At 47.4% G+C, this 25,643-nt stretch carries 19 protein-coding genes and 2 tRNA genes; 10 read left to right on the top strand and 11 right to left on the bottom strand.

Annotated features, from left to right (window positions below):
• Window positions 1–53: 53 nt before the first annotated feature.
• On the bottom strand, window positions 54–1,952 hold the full coding sequence (ilvD, locus tag AZ602_RS04275) for a dihydroxy-acid dehydratase (protein WP_078317421.1): 1,899 nt from the start codon (window positions 1,950–1,952) through the stop codon (window positions 54–56).
• Window positions 1,953–2,515: 563 nt separating this feature from the next.
• Here ilvD and AZ602_RS04280 point away from each other — a divergent pair.
• Window positions 2,516–4,204, top strand: a complete 1,689-nt coding sequence (locus tag AZ602_RS04280) for a BCCT family transporter (RefSeq protein WP_103033841.1) — start codon at window positions 2,516–2,518, stop codon at window positions 4,202–4,204.
• A 258-nt stretch (window positions 4,205–4,462) separates the two neighbouring features.
• Window positions 4,463–5,704, top strand: coding sequence for an AI-2E family transporter (locus AZ602_RS04285; RefSeq protein WP_103033842.1), 1,242 nt, complete (start codon window positions 4,463–4,465; stop codon window positions 5,702–5,704).
• A gap of 34 nt (window positions 5,705–5,738) precedes the next feature.
• Here AZ602_RS04285 and AZ602_RS04290 read toward each other — a convergent pair whose 3' ends face one another.
• Window positions 5,739–6,386: a hypothetical protein gene (locus AZ602_RS04290; protein WP_103033843.1), complete on the bottom strand. Its 648-nt coding sequence runs from the start codon at window positions 6,384–6,386 to the stop codon at window positions 5,739–5,741.
• Between the two features lie 153 nt (window positions 6,387–6,539).
• On the opposite strand from AZ602_RS04290, the gene AZ602_RS04295 reads away from it, so the two are divergent.
• Window positions 6,540–6,965: an HIT family protein gene (locus AZ602_RS04295; RefSeq protein ID WP_103033844.1), complete on the top strand. Its 426-nt coding sequence runs from the start codon at window positions 6,540–6,542 to the stop codon at window positions 6,963–6,965.
• Window positions 6,966–7,035: 70 nt separating this feature from the next.
• Here the strand turns inward: AZ602_RS04295 and AZ602_RS04300 are convergent, their stop codons facing one another.
• Window positions 7,036–7,659, bottom strand: a complete 624-nt coding sequence (locus AZ602_RS04300) for a hypothetical protein (protein ID WP_103033845.1) — start codon at window positions 7,657–7,659, stop codon at window positions 7,036–7,038.
• Between the two features lie 101 nt (window positions 7,660–7,760).
• Window positions 7,761–8,534: a ferredoxin--NADP reductase gene (locus tag AZ602_RS04305; RefSeq protein ID WP_103033846.1), complete on the bottom strand. Its 774-nt coding sequence runs from the start codon at window positions 8,532–8,534 to the stop codon at window positions 7,761–7,763.
• 139 nt (window positions 8,535–8,673) lie between these two features.
• Here AZ602_RS04305 and tsaA point away from each other — a divergent pair, with 139 nt between their 5' ends.
• Window positions 8,674–9,390, top strand: a complete 717-nt coding sequence (tsaA, locus tag AZ602_RS04310; protein WP_103033847.1) for a tRNA (N6-threonylcarbamoyladenosine(37)-N6)-methyltransferase TrmO — start codon at window positions 8,674–8,676, stop codon at window positions 9,388–9,390.
• A 70-nt stretch (window positions 9,391–9,460) separates the two neighbouring features.
• Here tsaA and AZ602_RS04315 read toward each other — a convergent pair.
• Both AZ602_RS04315 and AZ602_RS04320 read right to left on the bottom strand, forming a co-directional pair.
• A tRNA-Leu gene (locus AZ602_RS04315) sits at window positions 9,461–9,547 on the bottom strand.
• A gap of 276 nt (window positions 9,548–9,823) precedes the next feature.
• Window positions 9,824–9,897 (bottom strand) — tRNA-Cys (locus AZ602_RS04320).
• Window positions 9,898–10,297: 400 nt separating this feature from the next.
• Here AZ602_RS04320 and AZ602_RS04325 point away from each other — a divergent pair.
• The 5 genes from AZ602_RS04325 (at window position 10,298) to AZ602_RS04345 (ending at window position 19,226) form a co-directional block, all read left to right on the top strand.
• Complete coding sequence (locus AZ602_RS04325; protein ID WP_103033848.1) at window positions 10,298–11,713, top strand: efflux RND transporter periplasmic adaptor subunit; 1,416 nt, start codon at window positions 10,298–10,300, stop codon at window positions 11,711–11,713.
• A 20-nt stretch (window positions 11,714–11,733) separates the two neighbouring features.
• A complete protein-coding gene (locus AZ602_RS04330) occupies window positions 11,734–14,889 on the top strand; it encodes an efflux RND transporter permease subunit (protein ID WP_103033849.1) in 3,156 nt (1,051 codons plus the stop codon).
• A 9-nt stretch (window positions 14,890–14,898) separates the two neighbouring features.
• Window positions 14,899–16,506: an efflux transporter outer membrane subunit gene (locus AZ602_RS04335; protein WP_103033850.1), complete on the top strand. Its 1,608-nt coding sequence runs from the start codon at window positions 14,899–14,901 to the stop codon at window positions 16,504–16,506.
• A gap of 95 nt (window positions 16,507–16,601) precedes the next feature.
• Complete coding sequence (locus tag AZ602_RS04340; protein WP_103033884.1) at window positions 16,602–16,976, top strand: gamma-glutamylcyclotransferase; 375 nt, start codon at window positions 16,602–16,604, stop codon at window positions 16,974–16,976.
• Window positions 16,977–17,072: 96 nt separating this feature from the next.
• Window positions 17,073–19,226 (top strand): M3 family metallopeptidase, encoded by a 2,154-nt coding sequence (locus AZ602_RS04345; RefSeq protein ID WP_199174084.1) that lies wholly within the window; start codon window positions 17,073–17,075, stop codon window positions 19,224–19,226.
• 60 nt (window positions 19,227–19,286) lie between these two features.
• Here the strand turns inward: AZ602_RS04345 and AZ602_RS04350 are convergent, their stop codons facing one another.
• From AZ602_RS04350 to AZ602_RS04360, 3 genes are all read right to left on the bottom strand, one after another.
• Window positions 19,287–20,447 carry a WG repeat-containing protein gene (locus AZ602_RS04350; RefSeq protein ID WP_103033851.1) on the bottom strand — a complete coding sequence of 387 codons (1,161 nt, stop codon included), beginning with the start codon at window positions 20,445–20,447 and terminating at the stop codon, window positions 19,287–19,289.
• A gap of 90 nt (window positions 20,448–20,537) precedes the next feature.
• Window positions 20,538–21,095: a DUF2939 domain-containing protein gene (locus AZ602_RS04355; RefSeq protein WP_103033852.1), complete on the bottom strand. Its 558-nt coding sequence runs from the start codon at window positions 21,093–21,095 to the stop codon at window positions 20,538–20,540.
• Between the two features lie 14 nt (window positions 21,096–21,109).
• Window positions 21,110–21,370 (bottom strand): DUF2798 domain-containing protein, encoded by a 261-nt coding sequence (locus AZ602_RS04360; RefSeq protein ID WP_078317408.1) that lies wholly within the window; start codon window positions 21,368–21,370, stop codon window positions 21,110–21,112.
• A gap of 222 nt (window positions 21,371–21,592) precedes the next feature.
• Here AZ602_RS04360 and AZ602_RS04365 point away from each other — a divergent pair, with 222 nt between their 5' ends.
• Window positions 21,593–23,116, top strand: coding sequence for a helicase HerA-like domain-containing protein (locus AZ602_RS04365; RefSeq protein ID WP_103033853.1), 1,524 nt, complete (start codon window positions 21,593–21,595; stop codon window positions 23,114–23,116).
• 110 nt (window positions 23,117–23,226) lie between these two features.
• Here AZ602_RS04365 and AZ602_RS04370 read toward each other — a convergent pair whose 3' ends face one another.
• Window positions 23,227–23,895, bottom strand: a complete 669-nt coding sequence (locus AZ602_RS04370; protein WP_103033854.1) for a TerD family protein — start codon at window positions 23,893–23,895, stop codon at window positions 23,227–23,229.
• 181 nt (window positions 23,896–24,076) lie between these two features.
• Window positions 24,077–25,480, bottom strand: a complete 1,404-nt coding sequence (locus AZ602_RS04375; protein WP_227525170.1) for an FAD-binding oxidoreductase — start codon at window positions 25,478–25,480, stop codon at window positions 24,077–24,079.
• Window positions 25,481–25,643 lie beyond the last annotated feature (163 nt).

The following is a 25,643-nucleotide window of genomic DNA, read 5'->3' on the forward strand; positions in this document are numbered from 1 at the left end:
TGGTTTTGGTGAGTCAGCCAAGCAGTACTTGGCTGACTATGGCACTGCTTGGATTATTCAACCTGACTAACATCACGCACAGCACCAGTATCAGCACTGGTGGTCATCGCCGCATAGGCACGCAGGGCAGCTGAGACTTGGCGAGTGCGATTGACAGGCTTAAAAGCTTGTTTGCCACGAGCCAGCATCGCTTCACGACGAGTGGCCAGCACTTCGTCCGATACTGCCAGATGAATGCGACGATTTGGGATATCAATCTCAATCGTGTCAAACTCTTCGACCAAGCCAATAGCACCGCCTTCGGCAGCTTCAGGGCTGGCATGACCGATAGACAGACCTGATGTACCACCGCTGAAGCGACCATCAGTGAGCAGGGCACAGGCTTTGCCTAGACCTTTTGACTTCAGATAAGATGTCGGGTAGAGCATCTCTTGCATACCAGGGCCGCCTTTTGGGCCTTCGTAGCGGATGATGACGATGTCACCTGCGACGATTTGATCATCCAAGATGGCAGCAACAGCAGAGTCTTGACTCTCAAACACACGAGCACGGCCAGTGAATGTTAGGATGCTTTCGTCCACACCTGCGGTCTTGACCACGCAGCCACGCTCAGCGATATTACCAAATAGTACCGCAAGTCCGCCATCTTGAGAATAGGCGTGTTCGCGGCTACGGATACAGCCTGATTCACGATTGACATCGAGATTTGACCAGACTTTATTTTGGCTAAAGGCTTGGGTGGTGCGTACGCCGCCTGGGGCCGCGATATATAGGTCACGCGCTTGGGTATTGTCAGGATTCATGATATCCCACTTGGCAAGTGCATCAGCCATCGTCGCACTGTGTACAGTTGGCACATCAGTCTGTAGTAGCCCTGCGCGGTCAAGCTCGGCTAAGATACCCATCACACCACCAGCACGATGCACATCTTCCATGTGGTATTTTTGGGTAGCAGGGGCGACTTTTGATAGGCAAGGTACTTGGCGAGATAGGCGATCAATGTCCGCCATCTTAAAGTCCACGCCCGCTTCATTGGCAGCTGCCAATAGGTGCAAGATAGTATTGGTCGAGCCACCCATGGCGATATCTAGGCTCATGGCGTTTTCATAAGCGGCTTTGGTGGCGATCGAGCGTGGTAGCACCGATGCATCATCTTGTTCATAGTAGCGTTTGGCAAGCTCGACGATACGGCGACCTGCTTCTAGGAATAAATCTTTTCGCTTGGCGTGCGTCGCAAGCAGTGACCCATTGCCTGGTAGTGATAGACCAAGTGCTTCGGTCAAGCAGTTCATCGAATTTGCGGTGAACATACCTGAGCATGATCCACAAGTTGGGCAGGCTGAGCGTTCGGTGGTGGCGACATCGCTATCACTGATCAAATCATCGGCAGCATCGATCATTGCATCGACCAAGTCAAGCTTACGCACCTTTTGACCATTTTCATCCGTCACAGTCTCATGTACGGTATGACCATCGCCTAGCGTGCTCGCTAGCACCTTACCTGCTTCCATCGGACCACCAGAGACAAAGATGGTTGGGATATTCAGACGCATTGCTGCCATTAGCATACCCGGGGTGATTTTGTCGCAGTTTGAGATACAGACCAGTGCATCGGCACAGTGAGCATTGACCATATATTCGACGCTATCAGCGATTAAATCACGGCTAGGCAAGCTATACAGCATACCGCCATGACCCATCGCGATGCCATCATCGACAGCGATGGTGTTGAACTCTTTGGCGACACCGCCGGCAGCTTCGATCTCACGAGCGACCAGCTGACCTAAGTCCTTAAGATGCACATGACCTGGCACGAACTGAGTGAATGAGTTGGCGATGGCGATGATTGGCTTATTAAAATCCTCATCCGTCATACCGGTGGCACGCCATAGGGCGCGAGCACCTGCCATGTTGCGACCAGCAGTAGAAGTCTTGGAGCGATAAATTGGCATTGCGTTTCCTTATAACATCACAAAAATAAAATGAATTTTGCTTGGCGAATATTGCCTGGCATTAATGTCGTCTCTTTGGCTATTTTAGCACTATTTGATGATAAAAAGGTGTTTGATTTTTTGGCATGAAGATAAATTTTGGTTAATAATGTGCTGATTTAGCGTGGCATATTCATCAATTTATATGATAAATATTACCTGAATATCTGGATAATTTGACCAAAATTTGCTCAAAATTTCGATAATTTGTCACAATTATAGGCAGTTTTGCTAAGTTTTGCAGGTAATTTGTTTAATATATATCAGATTATTTGCAAAATCCAGCAATTCTTGCTAGGCTTATGCCAAGGATGGATTTTTAATGGTATTGCCCAAGGACTTGGCGATGACAAGGATTTATGGTCGTTCATGACACTTATTTGCTGATGCTGCTCGGCATTACGCAGCGTCTGTAGTGTGAAGTGATCTTAAGCAACTTAGCGATCTTGATGGTAATGTTATTAAAAATCTTTTCAGTCATCAGGCGGTCTTATGACTGCTTATAGATCGTATTGGGAGGAATTATGGGCATTTCGCCGACACCGTCGGATCAGCACAGACAAGAAAAACGCATCATGAATGAGGGGGTAAAAATCAGCCGCTTTGGGATATTCCCAAAAGTGAGCGTCCCTGTTTTTGCCATCTCAGCCTTATTGGTGGTGCTATTCATGCTCTATGGCGCCTTGTTCAGCGAGCAGGCAGGGCAGCTATTTTCGAGTATTCAGGCCTTTATCAGTGACAAATTTGGGTTTTTGCTGATCATTTTGATGAATGTGGCTTTGGTGTTTTGTGTGTATTTGGCACTGAGTCGCTATGGCGATATTCGACTGGGTCATCAGACTGAGGCGCCGCAGTACAGCTTTGGCTCGTGGATTGGGATGTTGTTCTCGGCAGGCATCGGCATCGGACTGCTATACTGGGGGACGGCTGAGCCATTGTATCACTTTGTCGCACCGCCAAGAGCTGAGGCGCAGACGGTGGATGCTGCAGTCGAAGCGATGCAGATTTCTTTTTTGCATTGGGGGCTGCATGCGTGGGCGGTCTATGCGGTGGTGGCGCTATCTTTGGCCTATTTTCATTATCGCCGCGGATTGCCATTGTCGATCCGATCGGTTTTGTTTCCGCTGATTGGCAAGCGCATTTATGGCGGTTGGGGTCATACGGTGGATATTTTGGCGGTGTTTGGCACCATGTTTGGGGTCGTGACATCGCTTGGTCTTGGCGTGATGCAGCTTGAAACAGGCTTGGCAGAGCTTTGGGGCATCACACCGAGTTTGACACTCAAAGTCGCGCTGATTGCAGGCATCACAACATGTGCCACGGTGTCGGTGATGGCAGGGCTGGATAAAGGGGTTAAGCGCCTTAGTGATGTGACCATCGTTGCAACGATTGTGATGCTGGCCTTTATGATCATCGTTGGCCCGACACAGTTTATTTTTAATAGCTTTGTAGAAAATGTCGGCAATTATGCAGGCAATCTGATCACGCTTGGCCTGTGGAATGAAGCGTACAGTGACAGTAATTGGCAGGCGAGTTGGACGGTGTTTTATTGGGCGTGGTGGGTGAGTTGGTCGCCATTTGTGGGCATTTTCATTGCTCGCATCTCACGCGGTCGCACGATTCGAGAGTTTTTATTTGGGGTGCTATTCGTGCCGATGCTGCTGTTGTTTTTGTGGTTCACTACCTTTGGCGGCGTGGCGATTCATATGGAATTGGGTGGCAGCTTTGGCTTGGTTGAGGCGGTGCAGGCGGATTATGGCAGTGCGATTTTTAAATTGATTGAGTATTATCCATTCACTCAAGGATTAACCGTGATCATTTTGGTGATGATTGTGTTGTGGTTCGTGACATCAGCGGACAGTGCTAGCCTTGTCGTCGATATGCTGACCGCAGGTGGTGAGACCGATCCACCGAAGATTCAGCGCCTATTTTGGGTGACGACTGAGGGCGTGATCGCTGCGATCTTATTGGCGGCAGGGGGACTGTCTGCACTTCAAGCAGCAGCAATCGTGGCGGGTTTGCCATTTGCAGCAGTGGTGTTTGTGATGATGTATTGCCTATGGCGCGGCTTGGGACGAGATCGTCTGACCTTGTATCGCAACAGTCAATGGTACATCACCCAAGAGTCAGCTGAGCATAATTCGCACAATGAGATGGCGGATGAGCATCTGCTTGGTGGCCCGCTACCACTGCCAAAGTCAGATGAGCCGTGATGCATTTGCCAAATGATCGAGCAAATTTGACTTGATTATCAAAAGACCAACTTGACAAGCTGTCAAGTTGGTCTTTTTTATCTGGGCAAATGATGGTATGATGAGCGCGACCGTACTTAATGCTGTCTAGGCTGCGGATGCTGATGGCAGATACTAAGTTTACAAGCAAAACCCAAACTAACAGATGTTCCAGACTCAATGATAGGCTGATAGATAGGATCAGGCCATCAAATCATTTTCTTGTAGAGTGACACCGATATGAATCTTCAAGCCCAAAAAATGTTCATCATCATGACAGTGGCGGCGCTGCTACTGCTGCTGAGTTTTTATTATCTTATTCATGTCTGGCTGATCGTGTTTGCTGCGATTTTGACGGCGATTTTTTTGCTGAGTTTGGTGGAGTACCTGACCAAGACGCCTTGGATTGGCCCTCACCTAAAAAAGCTGCCACATGGCCTATTGCTCGGCACCGTGGTGCTTGGCTTGATTGGGATTTTATCGGCGTTTGCTGCGACTTTTGGTATGGAGCTTAAAAGTCAGCTTGAAGATCTGCAAAGCATGGCGCCAAAAGCCATCGAATACATGCACCAATACCTAAAAAGCTATCCCACCATCTATGAATGGCTAAGCACGCGCGAGTGGGCGCGAGAGCTTCAGGCTGACCCACAGGCGTTCTTGGCGCAGTTTAGTGATGGGGCGATGGCGCATCTGCCGACCTATCTGGGCGGTATGGTCAGTGGCATCGGTACCTTTGTGGTGATCATGATCTTGGGCTTATTTGTGGCGATCTCACCATCGATTTATCGCCGCAGCTTTGTGGCGATGGTGCCAAAAGACAGCCGAGATAAGGCAGAGTATTTGCTTGATCGCAGCTATCGCTCAATCCAGCAATGGCTTTTGGGGCAGCTGGTGGTGATGTCTTTTGTTGGTGTATCGACTTGGCTTGCGCTAAAGCTCATGGGCATTCCTTTTGCATTGGCATTGGGCTTTATTGCGTTTTTGTTGGACTTTATTCCTGTGTTGGGGCCATGGCTGTCGGCAGTGCCGATTGTATTGTTGACAGCACTGGTGGCGCCTGAGATGCTGGTGTGGGTTATTGTCATGATCATCGTCGTGCAGCAGTTAGAAAGCTATGTGGTGGCGCCGATTGTCCAAAATCGCATGGTGGATCTGCCACCTGTGGCGCTGCTGCTGTCTCAGGTCATCATGGGATCAATTACAGGCATCATGGGTGTGGCATTGGCGGCACCTTTGATGGTGATCGCCATCGTATGGGTGCAAGTCTTGTACATCAAATTCACCTTGGGTGATTATGCAGTGCGCGTACTGGATCAAAACGATGCGCAGATGCAGGCCGATCCCTTTGGAGATTGGGAAACTTATCAAAAAAAACAAGCCATTGAAAGCAATCCATCTTTAAAGATGCGCCTACAGATGCTGCGCCGACGCAAGCTGGGTAAAGATGCGATCGATGCAGCGAAGAAAGATAATAAGCTGTAATTTTTTTAGATAAATGAATCCATCCTCACCGCCATCACATGCTGCTGGCGGTGACTTTTTCGATGATGGCAGTGTCTAAATATGCCAACAGATCAGGCTGGGTGTTTTTTAGGGTATTGATGGCGTGCGTGGTGGCTAGTGCATGGCTGTTTGGCAAGCGCACATAGCCATCGTGTGGCGGCAGGGGAAGGGCATCACCTTGCAAATCAACGCTGACAAGCTCATAAGCAGGATTTTTGAACAAAACATTGACATTGCCTGACATCTGCCAGCGCGCAGCTTCTTGTAAAATCAAACTGCTTGGCTCGCCATATGCCGCTTGACTACTTTTGGCGGTGTTGGTGAATTGCACATGTAATGCTAGCGGCAGGGCGTCGCACACGATGACGGCAGTGCCACTGATCTTGATGTGCCATGCAGGGCGAATGCTGCCTGATGGCAGGCTCAGTAAGGCACAGGCCTCATCGGCGCGCACGAGGGTGTTGATTTTTTTGAGCAGTGCTGGCGTCAGTGGCAGATCTGCTTTGATGTCATCGGCCAAGCTGTCATAGTGCGCCAAAAACATCTGCGGCAAATCATAGCTGCTGTCAACGGTGGCAAGCTTGACATTGTGCACCCGAAACACAAAACCTGGGTCGGTGAAGAGTTCTTGTAATATCAGCAGGGGCTTATCATTATCCATAAGTGGTGATCGATGCTAAAATTGATACTATAGCATAAATTGAGTGATAAAATCAGATTAAATCATACCCAAAGCTGTGCTAAAATGTAACCATAGCCATCGATGCCGCAGCGACATCGATGAGCATATTCACGAAATAAAAAGGAGCATATCATGACATCAGCCTATGATGAGAATAATATTTTTGCCAAGATTTTGCGTGGTGACATCCCGTGCCACAAGGTCTATGAAGATGACAAAACCTTGGCTTTTATGGACATCATGCCAGTGGCAAAAGGCCATACGCTTGTGATTCCAAAATGCCAAGCGGTTGAGCTGTCGGATTTGCCTTGTGAATTTGCTTGTGCGGTATTTAAGACTGCTCAAAAAGTGATGACAGCACAGCGTGCGGTGCTTGGCGTACAAGGCATCACTCAGATGCAGCTGAATCACTCAGATGCAGGTCAATCGGTGTTTCATTATCATATGCATCTTGTGCCGACGCATTTTAGTACCTTTGCTCATCACGAAAGTAAGATGGGCGACCAAGATGAACTGGCCAAATTGGCAGAACAGCTACGCACCGCCATCGCTGAATAACTGCCAATCTTATGTTGATCACAAAAGCAAAAAGCCAACAAATCACTGTGTTGGCTTTTTTGATTGGTAATTAGTAAGTGCAATCATAAAACCACACTTCGCCCGTTTCTTCATTGCGATTAAAGCTAGCTGAAATATTTACATCAAATGCTTCTTCATAAATTGATTTCAGCTTGATTTTCTTTAATTTGGCAAGTTGGGCATCACTAATGTTGCCAAAATTAACATAAGATCGTGGACTTTCGGTTTCAAGTCCAAATCCTGCGACATATTCTTTGATGGGTATACCGTACAGTCTGGCATTATTAAGTGGTACATGAATGTAAATGGAACTGCTATGGCTACCATCGGTGATATAAGCCTTGCCCATGTCTTTGCGATATTGCGTTGGTATGGTAGGGAATTTACCTTGCAGAGCATTTTTTGATACCAGTAAATTGTCATCGACGCCATAGCTTGCCAAATGGTCATTGTAGCGTGGATCATCATAATCACCATGCCAATTTTGGCTTGCAAGCTCATATGCATCGGTGTATTTTTGATAATCGGCACGAGTTCCAATGACTGCTTTGTCGATTTTGGTGACTATAGATGATGATTTGCACTGCTCCCATGGCTTAAATACCGGCGTCCAATCGGCGGCAAAAGTAGCGCAGGGTAGAGTGCATAGCAGGGCGATAGCAAACTTTTTCATAAACAATCCTTTTGATGAATTTAGATGACTATAGCATAGTTTAAATGGAGTGTAAAAAAAGACGCACTAATTAGTGCGTCTTTTCACATTTATGAAATTAATCAACCCACAAATGCACGCTCAACCACATAATCAGCAGGTTCGCCCATGCGTGGTGAGATGGTCAGACCAAAGCTATCCAAAATCGCACAGGTGTCATTATTCATCGCCATGCTACCGCAGATCATCACACGGTCGTCGTCTTTGTTCATCGGTGGTAAGCCAATGTCGGTGAACAGTTTGCCTGATTGGATCAGGTCAGTGACACGACCTGTGTTTTTGAACTCATCACGGGTAACCGTAGGGTAGTAGATGAATTTTTCACGCACCCATTCACCAAAGATCTCATCATTTGGCAATTCATTCTCAAAGAAATCACGATACGCCAAATCATCAACATGACGCACGCCATGTACTAGGATGACTTTTTCGAAGCGTTCATAGACTTCAGGGTCACGGCATAGCGACAAGAATGGTGCAAGACCTGTACCTGTGGCAAGCATATACAGATGTTTGCCTGGTAGTAGGTCATCTAGTACGAGCGTGCCCGTTGGTTTTTTGCTGATGAGCAGTTCATCGCCGACTTTGATGTGCTGTAGGCGAGAAGTGAGTGGGCCATCAGGAACTTTGATTGAGAAAAATTCCAGCTCTTCTGCCCAGTTTGGACTGGCGATAGAATAAGCACGTGCCAATGGCTTGCCATCGACCATGATACCAATCATCGCAAACTCGCCATTGCGAAAACGCAAGCTGTCGCCACGAGTGGTCTTGATGGTAAATAGGCTATCGTTCCAATGATGCACATAAGTGACGGTTTCTGTGATAAACTTTGACATAGTAAACTCTTATTATTGGTGTTGGCAATGAGGTGCCAATGAGTGAAATTTTGGCTATAATAACGAGTTTTTACCCAATGGTTTAGGGTAAATTTGGAATAAGCACTGTTTATTTTAGCATAAATAAGAAAAATTCTCTATGACTACGCTGCAAATACCCATCATAGGCACTCATCGTTCGCCTTTGGTTCAAAAATTTGGTACACCAAGACAGCCCAATCTTGTCAATGTGGCAAGTGTGATTGAATTTGTACCGCCTTATGATACGCCATCGGCTTTTCTTGGTATCGAAAAATTCAGCCATCTGTGGGTGATGTGGCAGTTTCATCAAAACAAATCCCAAGACAGCTTTCGCCCGCAGGTACGTCCACCCCGTTATGGTGGCAATGACAAAGTCGGCGTGTTTGCCACTCGCAGTATGTACCGTCCATCAGCGATCGGACTATCAGTGGTGCGATTGTCAAAGGTGGAGATCAATCATCATCGCGTGCGACTGCATATCATCGGTGCTGATATGGTGGATGGTACGCCGATTGTCGATATCAAGCCGTATCTGCCGTTTGTCGATAGCGTGCCCGATGCCATCAGTGGCGAGATCGATGTGCCGATGACTAAGACGGTGACTATGACAACGCAGGCGAGTACTGACTTTGATATGCTGTACCAAGAGGGCAGGCTTGCGATGTTAGACAAAAGCATTATCCAACATCTCATCGCCCAAGACCCACGAGTGGCATATCGTCAAGCTGAAATCGAAGTGGTTAGCACCATGCGATATGGTGCGGTAGATGTGGATTTTTGGATGAATGAAATGGGTGTGATGGTCATCACAGGCTTACGAGTGGTAGATGAATAGCAGTGGTGGCGGGTAATCTTATGGCAACAAAAAAGCCCTTATCCTATCGATAAAGGCTTTGATCATACGGTGGTGCCCGGGGCCGGACTTGAACCGGCACGCTCAAAAGAGCGAGGGATTTTAAATCCCTTGTGTCTACCAATTTCACCACCCGGGCATATTCGTCAATTTATTTCAAAACAATACGGCGTTAGCTTCGCCTTGCTGTACTTGAGTACTATCTGCGGCTCGCTGCCTAGTCTTGTTTTGAACTAAATAAGACGGTTTGACTTGTTTTATTGATTCGATTGCGTCGTTAAACTCACTCGATGTATATCGAATACACCTTCGCTCGTTTGCCTAGCACTCAAATCAATAAAACGGCGTAATTGTCAATCGATTTGATTACATGCTTACGCAAAAATCATCAAAACAAACTGGTAAACCAAAAAAATGGAGGCTGGAGTCGGAATCGAACCGGCGTACACGGAGTTGCAGTCCGCTGCATGACCACTCTGCCATCCAGCCATTAAGTGCTAGCTATATTACCAAAAATTTTCAAAAACACAAGCAAAATTTTAAAAAATTTAGCAAAAATTGGCGCTTAAGCTGATTTTGCACACAAAGCGATGGGAATTTCAAGACACAAATTTTACAGTTTTGGGTAAATGACGCGAAAAATTCTCAATTCTTAATATAAAAAATCAGTTATAATAACAAGATTTTATCCTTTGTGACATTTTGTGTATTTTGTCAAATAGTATCCAATGTTTGGCAATTATTCTTAGTATCAGAACAAAAAAGCGGTTTTAAGAGTGTTTGAATTGATGAAATTACCAGATGACCAAATGGATCAGTTGTTAATTGTCAATACAAATAAAAACTCTTAATACCTTATGATTTTAAGTTAGTCGAAGTAGGTTTTTTTATGAAATTAAATTTACGAGCAGCATTGATCATTGCTGTGATGGGCGGCGTGACGCTGGTAACGGCATGCAGCAAGTCTGAAGATCCTGCCGCAGCAGCCCAGCAAATGCCAGATCCGACCGTGGATGTGCAGACCGTCGCGCTACAGACGGTGCCTGTGATCCAAAACTTCGCGGGTCGTGTTGCGGCCAGTGAGACCTCTGAGGTGCGTCCTCAGGTGACGGGCATCATCGATGAGGTGTTGTTCCGTGAGGGTAGCGTGGTGCGCGCAGGCCAGCCACTGTATCGCATTAATGTCGATAGTTATACCAGTCAGGTACAATCTGGCGAGGCTGCTGTGCGCAATGCTGAGGCGGCGGTAGGTAATGCCACGGCGACGCGTGCATCGGCACAAGCGAATCTGGCTGCCCAAGAGGCGAATCTGGCGCAGGCGCGTGCAGATTTGGCCAGACTTGAAGGACTTTTGGAGGTCGAGGCGATCTCTCGTCAGTCTTATGATCAAGCCATCACTGCCATGCGCACAGCAGAGGCCAATGTGTCTGCAGCCAGAGCAGCCGTGGCTCAGGCAGATGCCACCATCCGCAGCGCCAATGCCTCCGTCCAAAGCGCTCGAGCAAACCTAAGCGCCAGTCAGCTCGATGCTGGCCGCACCATCGTTAAGGCGCCGATTAGTGGCGTAACAGGCATCTCACAAGTCACAGCGGGCGCACTGGTGTCAGCCAACCAAGCGACACCACTGGTCACCATCAACCGCTTAGATGAGGTGTATGTGGACATCAGCCAGTCATCGACCGAGATGCTACGCTTGCGTGAGCAGATTCAGTCAGGACAAGCAGGTCAAGGCACCACTGATGTGCAGCTGGTACTAGCAGATGGCACCACTTATGCTGCATTGGGTCGTCTATTGCTGGCCAATGCTAAGGTCGATGCTGCCACAGGCACGATGACTTTGCGTGCATTATTCCCAAATCCAAACGGTACTTTGTTGCCAGGCATGTTTGTCAATGCGCGCCTGATCCAAAGCGTCGTGCATAATGCCGTGCTGCTGCCTCAGTCCGCCATTATGCGCACACCAAAAGGTGAAACGCAAGTGTATATCGTCAATGCCCAAAACAAAATCGAGGTGCGCAATGTCACCACAGCAGGCACTTATAATGGTAACTGGATCGTCACAGGCGGCCTAAATACTGGTGAGCGCGTGGTCATCATCGGTGGTGCTAAGGTCAAGCCAGAGCAGCAAGTGACTGTGCGCGAACTGCCAGCCGCCAGTACAGAGGCCAATGCCAATGCTGGCGCAAATGTCGATGCTGGTGCAAATACTGGTGCCGCAGCGCCTGCTGGCCAAGTACCGATGGCGCGTCCGCAAGAAAACTCTGCCGATGCAGCACAGTCTCAGCAAGCCGACACCACCAACTAACCCAATCTACAAGGTAAATTATGTCTCGCTTTTTTATTCATAGACCGATTTTTGCTTGGGTGATTGCAATTCTCATCATGCTGGTCGGTGTATTGGCCATTAACGGTCTGCCAATCGAACAATACCCAAAAATCGCACCACCTCAGGTGACGGTCAATGCCGTTTATCCTGGTGCTGATGCTGAAACGGTCGAAAACTCGGTCACTCAGGTCATCGAACAGCAAATGAAAGGCATCGACGGCTTGATGTATATGTCATCAAGCTCATCTGCCACAGGCTCGGCATCGGTGACTTTGACTTTTGAAAATGATACCGATCCTGACACCGCTCAGGTCCAAGTTCAAAATAAACTACAATCAGCCACCAGCTCATTGCCTGAGATCGTGCAGCGCATGGGTGTGAATGTCGAAAAATCCGCCAGTGACTTTTTGATGGTGGCAGCATTCGTTTCTGAAGATGGCAGTATGAACCAGTCGGATATTGCCGACTATGTCTCTACCAATGTCGTCGATCCGCTTAGCCGCGTCGAGGGCGTCGGTGGTACCAATGTCTTTGGTTCGGTGTATGCGATGCGCATTTGGCTCGATCCTGCCAAGCTGCGCGCTTATAATCTTATGCCATCAGATGTATCTGCTGCGATCAGCTCACAGAATGTGCAGGTCTCAGCAGGTCAATTAGGTACTTTGCCCACCAATACAGACCGCGCGGTGATTAACGCCACCGTCAGTGTCCAAAGCTACATGCAAACGGCAGAAGAGTTTGAAAACATCCTACTAAAAACTGACACCGCGGGCGCTCAGGTGCGTATCAAAGATGTGGCACGCGTTGAGGTCGGCAGTGAAAACTACCAATTCCGCACGGTGTATAATGGCAATCCTGCCTCTGGTATGGCCATCATGCTGGCACCAGGCGCCAATGCACTTGAGGTGCGTGAGGCGGTGGGTGCGCGCTTGGATGAATTATCCCAAAATTTTCCTCAAGGCTTAAAACTGGTGGTGCCTTACGATACCACGCCGTTCGTGCGTCTGTCGATTACGCAGGTGGTTTATACACTGCTTGAAGCGGTGGTATTGGTATTTTTGGTGATGTTCTTATTCCTCCAAAATTGGCGCGCGACCATCATTCCGACACTGGCAGTGCCTGTGGTGATCTTGGGTACTTTTGCAGTATTGTCATTTTTTGGTTTTAGTATCAATATTCTCACCATGTTTGCGATGGTGTTGGCGATCGGTTTGCTTGTCGATGACGCGATCATTGTTGTTGAGAATGTCGAGCGTATTTTGGAAGAAGATCCCAATATCTCCGTACTCGATGCGACCATCAAGTCGATGAATGAGATCAGCCGAGTGGTCGTGGGTATTGCTTTGATCTTGTCAGTGGTCTTTGTGCCGATGATTTTCTTTGGCGGCTCATCAGGGGTGATTTATCGCCAGTTTGCGGTGACTTTGATTACCAGTATGACGCTGTCAGCCATCATTGCTTTGGTGTTCACGCCTGCATTGTGTGTGACCATCCTAAAACGACAGGCACATAAAGATATCCATACCCAAAAAGGCTTTTTTGGTTGGTTTAACCGTTTCTTTTATAAGTCAAGTCAGCGTTATGAAAATTTCGTCGGCAAAACTTTCGCCTCCAAACTGATCTATCTGGCTGCTTATGCTGCTGTGGTCGCGGTGGTTGCCTTTGTCTTTATGCGTTTGCCAAGCTCATTTGTCCCTGAAGAAGACCAAGGCGCGGTGATGACGCTGGTGCAGCTGCCAGCTGGCTCGACGCTGGATAAGACCAATGCTGTGATGGATCAGCTGATCCAATATTACCAAAACCAAGAAGCGGATAATATCGAATCGGTATTTGCCATCTCAGGCTTTAGCTTTATGGGCAGTGGTCAAAATGCAGGTATGTCATTTGTCAAGCTCAAAGATTGGGACGATCGTAAAGGTGATGAAAACACCGCTCAAAGCATCGCCAACCGCGCGATGGCGATGAATATGATGATCCCTGAAGCCAGTTTGATTTTCCCGATGGCACCTCCACCGATCCAAGGCTTTGGTAATGCCAGTGGCTTTGACATGCAACTAAAAGATGTTGGCGGCGTTGGCCATCAAGCCTTGTTGGATGCGCGAAACCAGTTGATGGGCATGGCGATGCAAAATCCGACCATTGCCATGATCCGTCCAGGCGGCCAAGAAGATGCACCAAAGCTTAAGCTGGACATCAATCAAGAGCAAGCAGCAGCCTATGGCGTGCCATTGGCGACCATTAACAGCACCATTTCTCAAGCATGGGGCGGCAGCTATGTCAATGACTTTATCGATCGTGGCCGCATCAAGCGTGTCTATATCCAAGGTGAGGCAGACAGCCGCGTCGTACCAGAGGACATCAATCGTTGGTATGTCCGTAATAATGCTGGTGAGATGGTAAGCTTCGGTGCTTTTTCGACCAGTCATTGGGAGTATGGCAGCCCAAGTTTGTCGCGTTATAATGGCGTATCATCGATGGCATTGACCGGCAGCGCTGCCCCTGGTATGAGCACCGGTGATGCAATGGTGGCGATGGAGCAGATGGCAGCACAGTTGCCTGAAGGCATCGATTATGAATGGACGGGCTTATCACTAGAACAACAAAAATCTGGTGGCCAAGCACCGCTATTGTATGCCATTTCTGTACTGGTGATTTTCTTGTGTTTGGCGGCATTGTATGAAAGCTGGTCTGTGCCATTCTCGGTGATTTTGGTCATCCCGCTGGGTGTCATCGGTGCGCTGTTATTGACCAAAATGCATGGCTTGGCCAATGATGTATATTTGCAAGTCGCCTTATTGACCGTCGTCGGTCTGTCGGCTAAGAACGCCATTTTGATCATCGAGTTTGCCAAAGAGATCCAAGAGTCTGGCAGAACGCTCAAAGAATCTGTGATGCAAGCGGCTCGTATGCGCCTGCGTCCGATCATCATGACCTCACTGGCCTTTGGTATGGGTGTTGTGCCGTTATATATCGCAACTGGCGCAGGCTCGGGTAGTCAAAATGCGGTGGGTACAGGCGTGGTCGGCGGTGTCATCACATCGACTTTCTTGGGCATTTTCTTTATCCCGATGTTCTATGTGTGGGTGCGTACGCTGTTCCCTTATAAGCCAAAAGCAAAGCCTGCCACCAGCATTAATCACAGCGAACAAGTTTAAGGATTGTATATGAAAACTTCAAAAACTATGCGTATTTTGACACTGTCTGTGCTGGCCGCCAGCATGGCAGCGTGTAGCAGCATCCCAAAAAAGATCGATACCGCTGCGCCTGTGATGGCTGTGCCAAATGTGCCAATGAATGATGCATATAAAGTCTATGATGCTGATACCATCAGCGCAGTGGAAGCACCGAGTGTGGCATCTGTGCGCTGGCAGGATTTTTATACCGATCCTAAGCTCAAAGCACTGATCGAGCTGGCTTTGAATAACAATAAAGATTTGCAATCAGCCATCTTGGCGGTACAGTCGGCGCGCGCTCAGTACCAAATCACTGAGACCAATGCATGGCCTAAGGTCGGTGCATCAGGTGGCGCAACTCGTTCAGCAAATACAAATAACCGTGGTGATGTCAATCCAGCCACCGCTTACAATGTCGGCTTGGCAATGAGTAGCTATGAGCTGGATCTGTGGGGCAAAGTCGCCAGCCAAAAAGAGCAAGCACTGCATCAGTATCTGGCGACCAATGCTGCCAAAGATGCTGCGCAAATCTCCATCATCTCAAGCGTGGCTCAAGGCTATGTCAATCTGGCACACGCGCTTGCACAGCGCCAGCTTGCCGAGCAGACACTACAGACGCGCGAACATGCGATGATGATCACCCAAAAACGCTTCGAGGCTGGTATCGATTCTAAGTCACCAAGCCTGCAAGCGGCCAGCTCTTTGGAGTCGGCGCGATTGGCGGTCTATAGCGCTGATACTGCGATCTTGCAGGCGCGCAATGCCTTGCAGCTGTTGATCGGCCGACCTGTGCCGAATGAGCTTTTGCCGATGATCGGTCGGGATATGCACATCGGTAACATCACCTCGCAGACCTTGTTTAGCACAGGTTTGCCGAGTGAGCTCTTGTATTATCGCCCTGACATTGTCCAAGCGGAACACAACCTAAAAGCTGCTGGCGCGAACATCAATGTGGCTCGTGCTGCTTATTTCCCATCGATCTCTTTGGCGTCGAACATTGGCTTTAGCAGCGGTAGTTTGGATAATCTGTTAGAATCTGGCGCCTTTGGCTGGTCATTTGGCCCAAGCATCAGCTTGCCGATTTTTGATGCAGGCGCCCGCCGTGCCAATCATGAAGTGGCGCAAGTCGCTCAAAAATCAGCTTTGGTCAATTACGAAAAAGCCATCCAAAACGCCTTTAAAGAGGTCTCTGATGTGTTGGCTGAGCGCGCCACTTTGGGTCAGCGCATTGATGCACAAGTACGACTTCAAGATAACTACCGCCAGACTTATGACATCGCTTATGCGCGTTTTCGTTCGGGCTTGGATAATTATCTGACTGTACTGGATGCTGAGCGCTCATTGTTTGCCAATCAACAAAGCATTTTGCAATTAGAATTGGCAAAGCTGGTGAGTCAAATTCAGCTGTATCAAGTGCTGGGCGGTGGGGCAAATCTGACAGCTGAGCAGATCACTGAGTTTAATCGCCAAAAAGAAGCGATGCGTACTGCAGAACTGGCGGCCAATCAGCCTGTAGCACCAACCACCATCGAAAATGGCACTGGTGTACAAATCACTCAGCCTGAGCCACAGACGACGCCAGCGACCCAGCCGCGCTAAGCTGTTGTTTGATCAGGCATCAACCACAAAGCATCCTTCGGGATGCTTTTGTGTTTTGGCTGTGCTACAATGCCAAAAAATTATTGGAGTTTGGTATGCTAAATCAACTATTTGTCTATGGTACACTGGCGCCAAATCGCAGCAATCATCATTGGCTAGCTAATATCGGCGGCAGCTTTGAGTTGGCGAGCATGACAGGCGTGCTGATCCCACAAGGGTGGGGTGCGGCCGAAGGGTATCCTGCCATCATTCCCTATGAGCGCGGCCAAGTGGTGCAGGGTTATTTATTTAAATCTGACAATCTACCAAACCACTGGCAGGCACTGGATGACTTTGAAGGTGAGGGCTATGTGCGTACACAGGTCATGGTAACTTTGACCGATGGTCGCCAAGAGAATGCGTGGGTCTATGCCTTGGCGGTCGATGATGCTAGCAAAACTGATCTGATGGCCACTTATCAGCAAGCTTAATGCCGATGAAAGCTACTAGATTTTTTGGCTTGGGCTGTGTATCCTGCTAGATAAATTTGGATACTGTGTATCGTAATTAAATTATAAGGAATTATCATGAATCGCAGACAAGTATTACAAGGCGGATTATCATTGATGGCATTGAATTTAGTCGGTTTGCCAAAAATCGCTTCCGCCGCTGTACCAAGCGTCGCACTGCAAATCCCCGATGAACTGATGGGCAATCCGCTGCTTGATTTTAGCGGTTTACCAAAATACACCAAAATCAGTGCCGCCGATGTCGTGCCTGCGATGGATTTTTTGATCAATCAATCCAAAAAAACCATCGATGACATCGCTGCCATTTCACCAATCTCATGGGATCGCTATTATTATTCGCTACTGGATATTGATGATAAACTATCCAAAGCATGGTCTGCGGTGGCAAATTTGCACTCAGTGCGTAATGACGATGCGATGCGAGCAGCCTATGGCGATGCTCAAAAGCGATTAAGCGACTACTCGACATGGCGCGGGATGCACAAAGGATTGTATCGGCAGGTGATGGCGATCAAGAATTCAGCAGAATTTGCCACACTTGACACACCCAAACAAAAAGCGATCGATGACACTTTGATGGATTTTCGCTTATCAGGCATTGGACTGTCTGATGGCGATCAGCAGACACTGGCGAAGATCAATAGTCGCCTATCCGAGCTATCCACACAGTTTAGCAATCATGTACTTGATGCGACCAACGGCTGGCATAAGACGCTTGATGCTGATGCACTAAAAGGGCTCAATGAATCAGCACTGGCAAGCGCCAAACAAAAAGCGACAGAAAAAGGCGAAACTGGTTATCGCATCGGTCTTGATACACCAAGCTATTTGGCGGTGATGAATTATGCTGATGATGGCAAACTTCGCCAAGAGATGTATGAGGCGTTTCTCACGCGTGCATCTGATGTCGGGCCAAATGCAGGCAAATGGAATAATAATCCTGTCATCGCCGAAATCCTAAAGCTACGCCTACAAATGGCAAAACTGCTTGGCTTTGATAACTATGCCGAATATTCACTGGCGACCAAGATGGCTGATAGCCCTGCACAAGTGATGGAGTTTCTCGGTGGGCTTGCCAAGCGTAGCCGTGCCAAGGCACAAGCGCAGTATGATGAGCTGGTCGCCTTTGCCAAGAGCGAATACGGTATCGATACGCTAAACCCATGGGATATCGCTTATTATACCGAGAAGCACAAGGCGAAATTATACGATTTTGATAAAGAGACTTTGCGTGAATACTTCCCAGAAGAGAAGGTCTTGGCAGGGCTATTTGAGATTGCCAAGCGTCTGTTTGGTATCACCATTCGTCCTGCATCGGCGGATGTGTGGGATCCGTCGGTGAAGTTCTTTGAAGTGTATGATGCATCCAGTCGGCACAAGGCATCGTTTTATCTTGACCTGTATGCTCGTGAGAATAAGCGTGGCGGGGCGTGGATGAGTACAGCGATTGACCGTATTCGTCATGCTGATGGCAGTGTGCAGCTGCCTGTGGCGGTGCTGGTGGGGAATTTTCGCAAGCCTGCCGATGGCGAGCCGTCATTGCTACTGCATGATGAAGTGACGACCTTATTCCATGAGTTCGGGCATGGCGTGCATCTGATGCTGACACAGATGGATATTCAGGGCGTGACAGGGCTCAATGGCGTGCCGTGGGATGCGGTCGAAGTGCCAAGTCAGCTGATGGAAGGCTTTACCTTTAACCGCACAAGTTTGCCGCTCATCTCATCGCATTATCAGACAGGCGAGCCACTACCGAGCGAGCTACTGGATAAACTACTCGAAGCCAAGCACTATCAAGGGGCGTTCAATCTGATTCGTCAGCTGGAGTTCGGGATTTTTGATATGACGGTCAATACCCAATATTCTGCTGATAAGCCTGAGAACTGGGCGCAAGAGCAGTTCTTGGCAGTCAGCCGTGATGTGGGCGTGCTGACACTACCTGACTATGTGCGCCGCCCAAATTCATTTACGCATATTTTCTCCGGTGGCTATGCAGCAGGCTATTATAGCTATCTGTGGTCGGAGCTGCTGGCCAATGACGGCTTTGCCAAGTTTACAGAAGAGGGCGTGCTAAACCCAGTTACTGGTAAACGCCTAGAAGATACCATCCTAGCCCAAGGCGGCTCTCGTCCACCGATGGATCTGTATGTCGAGTATCGTGGTCGAGCGCCAAAACTCGATGCCTTACTTGCCAATTATGGGATTCAATAAACAACAAAGCCACCTTGTATGGATTATACAAGGTGGTTTTATGTGGCTTGATATCGCTGTTTACTCACGATTAAATCCAGAAAACCCTGGTTCGCCTAACCAATATAGACGCTCGCCTTGTCGATTAATATAAAACGCTTCACCAGTAGATAAATCCAAAATACCACCTGTGCCATTATTAAAACTAGTTACATCATCATATTTTAATGGAATCACCACCTTGCCGGTTTTGTCAATAAAGCCCCATTTGTTATTTCGCATAACTCCTGTCAATCCTTCACTAAAAGAAGATGCGGCATCATACTGCAATGGGATTGTTACTTGACCAACTTTATTTACAAACCCGTATTTGCCATTGTAAGAAACTAGCGCCAGTTCTTCACTAAAAGACTCGGCAGAATCATATTGCAGTGGTATAATTGTCTTGCCAGTTTTGTCAATAAAACCATATTTACCATTCTTCTTAACGCTTGACAAGCCTTCCTTGAAAGGTTCTGTGTAATCATACTTCAATGGAATTACTACCTTACCGGTTTTATCAACAAAACCTGCTTTGCCATTTTGTTCAACTTCAGCCAATCCTTCGCTAAAATATGAAACTGAATCATACTTCAATGGAATTACTACCTTACCGGTTTTATCAACAAAACCTGCCTTGCCATTTTGTTCAACCCTAGCTAATCCTTCATAAAAACTCCATGTTGAATTAAACTCTATTGGAACGATTACTTTACCAGTTTTGTCAATAAAGCCTTCTTTATTATTCTGCCTAACCCATGCCAAACCCCCATCAAACGGCTGCGCAGCTTCATATTTCAGTGGAATCACCACCTTGCCAGTTTGATTAATAAAGCCGTGTTTGCCATTTTGTTCAATATTTGCCAAGCCCTCACTAAAAGAATCAACTTCATCATATTTGATCGCAATGACAACTTTACCACTTTTGTCAATAAAACCATATCTACCATTGCGCATAACTCCTGCTAATCCTTCGCTAAAAGAATAAGCCCAATCGTATTTCGGTGGAATTACCACCTTGCCGGTTTTGTCAATAAAGCCGTATTTGTTATCACGCTTAACCTTCGCCAAGCCATCCGACAGGCAATCAACATAATCATATCCATACACTTCAGGTCGCTCACACGCCCAGAGATTTTGGCTACATAAGATACCGCCTGTCAGTAGTAGGGCAGATGAGAGATGGCGGAGAGTGTGTTTCATCAGATATCCTTAGTAAGTCTAGGTAAATAATTAGATAATGTAGCAGAATTTGATGAGTTGGGCAAGTAATGTCAGAGTTGTCAGACCTAATTACTCCATCGGCAGTCGTACATCAACAATTTTCCAAGTAAATAGTCCATATCGCTGCATGATGACGGTCAAGGGCTGATTGGCTGATGGTTTTTTGATGTCGATACTAAAGGTGTTGAGTGTCTGATAACTGGGATGATACTCAAGTTCATCGGCGATAGACGACGAAGTATTGGTGGCGGCTCGATTGGTCATGCTATCTTGTAGTTTGGCTAATGATAGATCTTGAGTAATATCCTTGCCTTGGATGAGTAGTTCCATCGACTTTGGCGAGACGACAGCATCGATCAGACCATCAATCATGACGGTGGCAAATGCCGCACCGAGTAGGGCAAATTCATCATTGGTATCAGGCAGTTCGGTGGCAAGCCTGGTTTTGAGCTGATCTTTGATACTGGCTTTGACACTGACAAAATCCACAGCATCAACCAGCGTGGCTGTATCGTGTTTTTCTACTGCATTTTTTAGTTGGTATAAAGTATAATACGGCGATGCGACATAATAGCCGCCAAAGATCAGGGCGCAGATAATGACTGCCCATGCAAGCAATTTTTTCATAACAAAATCCTGTGTCACGGCGGATCTTGGGATTTGACCGTGAAATTGATGAGTTTTTGAACCAAAGGTCGCACCATAATAACACAACAGCCGGCAATCGGCATCGAAATGACATAAGAATGCAGCACACGATCAAAAAACCCATCATCCCATCCCGTGTTAATCCACACCAAAATGATCGACATCAAAAACGCCATGATCCCTGCCATATAAAAAGCAAAAGCAATGTGTGCAAATCGAGCAGGGATGACAGCAAAACGCTGAGTAGGTCGCATAAGTAATCCTGATAATTGGGGGTTGGTTTATTGTAATTGAGCCAAAGCAATTTCGCCATCGATTAAAAATTATAAATCATCACCAAAAATTCATAAATGCCATCGCTCTGATACCATCTTTTAGCCGTCATTTACAAAATTTCACTGCACAGCTGATGGATATTCGCAGTATAATGAGCCAGTTTATGCATCTTTAGGATGCGTCTTTTTTAAGGATTAATGATGATTTTAACACTAGCAAAAACCGTACAAGGCAGCACTGATCTGGGTATTCATACCAAGATGGCGAACCGCCACGGCTTGATCGCAGGGGCGACAGGTACAGGTAAGACCATCAGCCTGCGTAAGATGGCAGAGAGCTTTAGCCGTCTTGGTGTGCCAGTATTTTTGGCGGATGTCAAAGGCGATCTATCAGGCATCGCCAATGCCGGTACAGCCACTGGCAAAGTCGGCGAGCGTATGACAGAATTTGGGCTTGGTGATGATTATTTGACAGGCTTTCCAGTGCGTTTTTGGGATGTGTATGGCGAGACAGGCATTCCAGTGCGTGTGACCATCTCACAGCTGGGTAGTACGCTGCTTGCGCGTCTATTGGGGCTCAATGATACCCAAGAAGGCCTATTGAATCTGGTGTTCAAAGTCGCTGATGACCGTGGTTGGCATCTATTGGATCTCAAAGATTTGCGTAGTATGCTTGTCTATGTCTCAGATCATGCCGCTGAGTTTCGTGTGCAGTATGGTAATGTGTCGGCAGCGAGTATCGGTGCGATTCAGCGTCAGCTACTACAGCTAGAGAGCGAGGGTGGTAATGAGTTTTTTGGTGAGCCGTCATTGAACCTAGAAGACTGGGTGCAGTCTGAGGGTGATAAAGGGGTGATTAATATCCTAAATTCCGAAAAGCTGATGCGTTCGCCACGTTTGTATGGTGCGTTTTTGCTGTGGTTTTTGGCGGAGATTTTTGAGACCTTTCCAGAAGTGGGCGATCTTGACAAGCCAAAATTTGTCCTGTTCTTTGATGAAGCACATCTGTTGTTTGACGATATGCCACCTGCCTTGACTAAGCAAATTGAGCAAGTGGTGCGTCTGATTCGCTCAAAAGGTGTGGGCGTGTATTTTGTCACCCAAAACCCACTGGATCTACCAGATACCATCCTAGGACAGCTGGGTAACCGCATCCAACACGCCTTGCGTGCCTTTACACCACGAGATCAAAAGGCAGTCAAATCTGCCGCCGAGACTTTCCGTAGTAATGATAATCTCAATGTCGCTGAAGTCATCAGCGAGCTGGGTGTCGGTGAGGCGCTGGTGTCATTTCTCGACGAAAAAGGGATGCCGAGCGTGGTCGAGCGTGCGTATATCTTGCCGCCATCATCACAGCTGCCGCCTTTGGATGCTGCTGAGCGTGATCAAGCTTATCAAGGCGATGTTTTGTATCGCTATTATAAAGATATGGTGGATAATTATTCGGCATTTGAAGCCTTAAACGAAGAAAAAGCAAAAGCCGAGCAAGCTGAACAGGCGACAAACACCACTCAAGCACAAGCAACCACTCAGCAAGCTGCCCAACAAAAAAGTGGTAGCGGTGCTTTGGAGGGTTTTTTGGGTGGTCTGTCAGGCGGCCGTAAAAAATCTGGCCAAGGTGCTGCCTACAATGTCGCTGATGCATTAGGCAGTCAAATTAATAAGCAAGCAACCCAAGCCATCAGTCGTGGCTTGATGGGTGTGATTAAAAATCTGCTCAAATAAACCTGCGCGCTGCTGATGCAAATCAGGATGTGTGATCTATATTAGCTTAAAAATTAACTAAAAACGGTGTTCATAGACACCGTTTTAGTTAAATGGAGCAAGCTGTGCAGCTACCAGCGCTGGGCTTGGGCAGCTTGAGTTTGGCTGATGACGGTTTCGGTCAGCTTCTTTAAAGACTTGCCAGACAGCTTGGTGAGTTTGAGATCAATCATTGGTGCTGTCAGCTGCCAATCATTATGCGTGCGTGATAATTGCCAGACGATCAGCGACTGACAGTCAGGTTCGATCTGCTCAAAGCTAATGCTGTGCAGTTTGGGAAATTCTTTATCGCCAAAATGAATCACGCCTTTGTCGGCCTTGGCCAAAGGTTGATTGTGATAACTGGTCAAAACAAACGCCAGATGATGGGCGCGTTCGGGCAGTTTGTCTAATTTGATTAAAATTTGTTCTTGTTGGATCAAGCTGTCCTCAAAGCTTTTGGCACCGATCAGCGCATCACCCTGATGGCGGATGGATTCATTGGCATTGCGCAGATTGCCATACCAGATCACATCAATCGCACTCATCTTTTTGTCCAGCACAAAGCAAGACAAATCCACATCCATCGCCACAGGCGCATCGCTGATCATAGGCAGCTTAGCAGCCAATGCCGCCAGACCTTGTTTTTCTAGGCTGGTAAAATGATAATTCACCCCAACTGTCAGCGTGTTGCCCAACTGGGTCTCGCCAAGATTGATCGGGTCGAAATATTCTTTGAGTACATGCGTTGAGTGAGCCATAAATTCTAAAAATTCCTAAAATGAATCAACATCATACCTGATAATTGGCTGATTTTCGAGTGTCTAACTGCCAATTAGCCGCGATTTTGGCAGAATTTAACAAAACACCTAATAATGTCGTACAAACAGCGCCAATTAACCAACAAAGCCCTGTCAAGCAGAGCTTTAACGACTTAATGTATCAATCAAAAATCTTGCCTGGATTGATGATGCCATTTGGGTCAAAGACTGCTTTGACAGCTTGCATGTACTCAATCTCAGCAGGCGTGCGAGTGTAGGTGAGATACGGTTTTTTGGTCATGCCAACACCGTGTTCCGCTGAGATAGAGCCTTTGTATTTTTTGACTGTATCAAAGACATACTTGTTCACGGTTTGGCATTTTTCAAAAAACTCATCTTTGCTAAGATTGGCAGGCTTTAAGATGTTTAGGTGTAAGTTACCATCGCCGATATGACCGAACCAGCAGATTTCAAAATCAGGATAATTGTCCTTGACGATTGTCTCAATATCGCTGATAAAGTTGCCCAAGTGGCTAATCAGTACCGACACATCGTTCTTGTACGGAGTGAATACTGAGATGGTCTCAGAGATTGACTCACGCAGTTTCCATAGCTCGTGCAGCTGAGCGACGCTTTGGCTCATCACGCCATCGACAATCAACCCTTCTTCGGCACACGCTTCAAACACGCTCATTGCTGTATCCAGCACTTCATCATTGAGCGCTTCAAATTCTAGCAAGACATAAAACGGTGTTTCGCTCTCAAAGGGTGCTTTGGTATGACCTGCTTCGATGACTTTGGTCACGGCAATGTGGTCAAAAAATTCAAAGGCGGTTAAGTTTAATGCCTTGCCAAATTTATCAAGCAGTCCTGTAATGCTGTTAAAATCAGGTACGCCAAGCACCATCGCAGTCAGATTGACCGGTTGTTTTTCAAGTTTAATCAGTGCTTTGGTGACAAAGCCAAGCGTACCTTCAGCACCGATGAATAGATGGCGAAAATCATAGCCGGTGGCATTTTTTAGCATACCGCCGTTTAGCTCAAGAATATCGCCTTTGCCGGTGACGACAGTGAGTCCTAGGATTTGGTTGCGAGTCATGCCGTAGCGGATGACCTTGATGCCGCCAGCATTGGTGCCGATATTGCCACCGATTTGGCTTGAGCCACTCGATGCAAAATCCACCGCATAATATAGGTCTTTTGATTCGGCGAACTCTTGTAGGGCTTTGGTGACAACGCCTGCTTCGACTTCGACCATGCGGTCAGCTTCATAAAATGTACCGATTTGGTTCATCTTATCAAAGCTCACCACCACTTCACCATGTGCTGCCACTGCACCTGCTGACAGACCGGTGCGACCACCACTTGGCACCAGTGCTGTGCCGTGTTCATTGGCTAGGCGGACGATGGTGGCGACTTCTTCGGTGGTCTTCGGGAAAAGCACAGCGGTGCAATCGACCGAAAAATGCACGGTCCAATCACGACCCCAATGGGCAGTGCTGTCGGTATCTGTTTTGATGGCAAGCGATGGCAATTCGCTGCTTAGGGCGGTCAAAAAAGCTTGTGTGCTCATGGGGCTTCCTATGTGATGGCGTGAAAATTTAGTAATTATACCTGATATGATGGCATTGGAGTAGCGTTAATTTTATCAAGATTTATCTCAAAACAAAAGGCAGGCTTGGGCTGAACTTTACTTTTGTGATCACAAATGGACATTCATTTGTGGGCAGATGTGGACAAGCGTCTTG

This window comes from Moraxella sp. RCAD0137 (assembly GCF_002894025.1).
Taxonomy (GTDB): Bacteria; Pseudomonadota; Gammaproteobacteria; order Pseudomonadales; family Moraxellaceae; genus Moraxella; species Moraxella porci.

Excerpts from the sequence above, each read along its gene's own strand:
- ilvD (WP_078317421.1), bottom strand. The coding sequence starts at position 1,952 with ATGCCAATTTATCGCTCCAAGACTTCTACTGCTGGTCGCAACATGGCA.
- AZ602_RS04280 (WP_103033841.1), top strand. The coding sequence starts at position 2,516 with ATGGGCATTTCGCCGACACCGTCGGATCAGCACAGACAAGAAAAACGC.
- AZ602_RS04285 (WP_103033842.1), top strand. The coding sequence starts at position 4,463 with ATGAATCTTCAAGCCCAAAAAATGTTCATCATCATGACAGTGGCGGCG.
- AZ602_RS04290 (WP_103033843.1), bottom strand. The coding sequence starts at position 6,386 with ATGGATAATGATAAGCCCCTGCTGATATTACAAGAACTCTTCACCGAC.
- AZ602_RS04295 (WP_103033844.1), top strand. The coding sequence starts at position 6,540 with ATGACATCAGCCTATGATGAGAATAATATTTTTGCCAAGATTTTGCGT.
- AZ602_RS04300 (WP_103033845.1), bottom strand. The coding sequence starts at position 7,659 with ATGAAAAAGTTTGCTATCGCCCTGCTATGCACTCTACCCTGCGCTACT.
- AZ602_RS04305 (WP_103033846.1), bottom strand. The coding sequence starts at position 8,534 with ATGTCAAAGTTTATCACAGAAACCGTCACTTATGTGCATCATTGGAAC.
- tsaA (WP_103033847.1), top strand. The coding sequence starts at position 8,674 with ATGACTACGCTGCAAATACCCATCATAGGCACTCATCGTTCGCCTTTG.
- AZ602_RS04325 (WP_103033848.1), top strand. The coding sequence starts at position 10,298 with ATGAAATTAAATTTACGAGCAGCATTGATCATTGCTGTGATGGGCGGC.
- AZ602_RS04330 (WP_103033849.1), top strand. The coding sequence starts at position 11,734 with ATGTCTCGCTTTTTTATTCATAGACCGATTTTTGCTTGGGTGATTGCA.
- AZ602_RS04335 (WP_103033850.1), top strand. The coding sequence starts at position 14,899 with ATGAAAACTTCAAAAACTATGCGTATTTTGACACTGTCTGTGCTGGCC.
- AZ602_RS04340 (WP_103033884.1), top strand. The coding sequence starts at position 16,602 with ATGCTAAATCAACTATTTGTCTATGGTACACTGGCGCCAAATCGCAGC.
- AZ602_RS04345 (WP_199174084.1), top strand. The coding sequence starts at position 17,073 with ATGAATCGCAGACAAGTATTACAAGGCGGATTATCATTGATGGCATTG.
- AZ602_RS04350 (WP_103033851.1), bottom strand. The coding sequence starts at position 20,447 with ATGAAACACACTCTCCGCCATCTCTCATCTGCCCTACTACTGACAGGC.
- AZ602_RS04355 (WP_103033852.1), bottom strand. The coding sequence starts at position 21,095 with ATGAAAAAATTGCTTGCATGGGCAGTCATTATCTGCGCCCTGATCTTT.
- AZ602_RS04360 (WP_078317408.1), bottom strand. The coding sequence starts at position 21,370 with ATGCGACCTACTCAGCGTTTTGCTGTCATCCCTGCTCGATTTGCACAC.
- AZ602_RS04365 (WP_103033853.1), top strand. The coding sequence starts at position 21,593 with ATGATTTTAACACTAGCAAAAACCGTACAAGGCAGCACTGATCTGGGT.
- AZ602_RS04370 (WP_103033854.1), bottom strand. The coding sequence starts at position 23,895 with ATGGCTCACTCAACGCATGTACTCAAAGAATATTTCGACCCGATCAAT.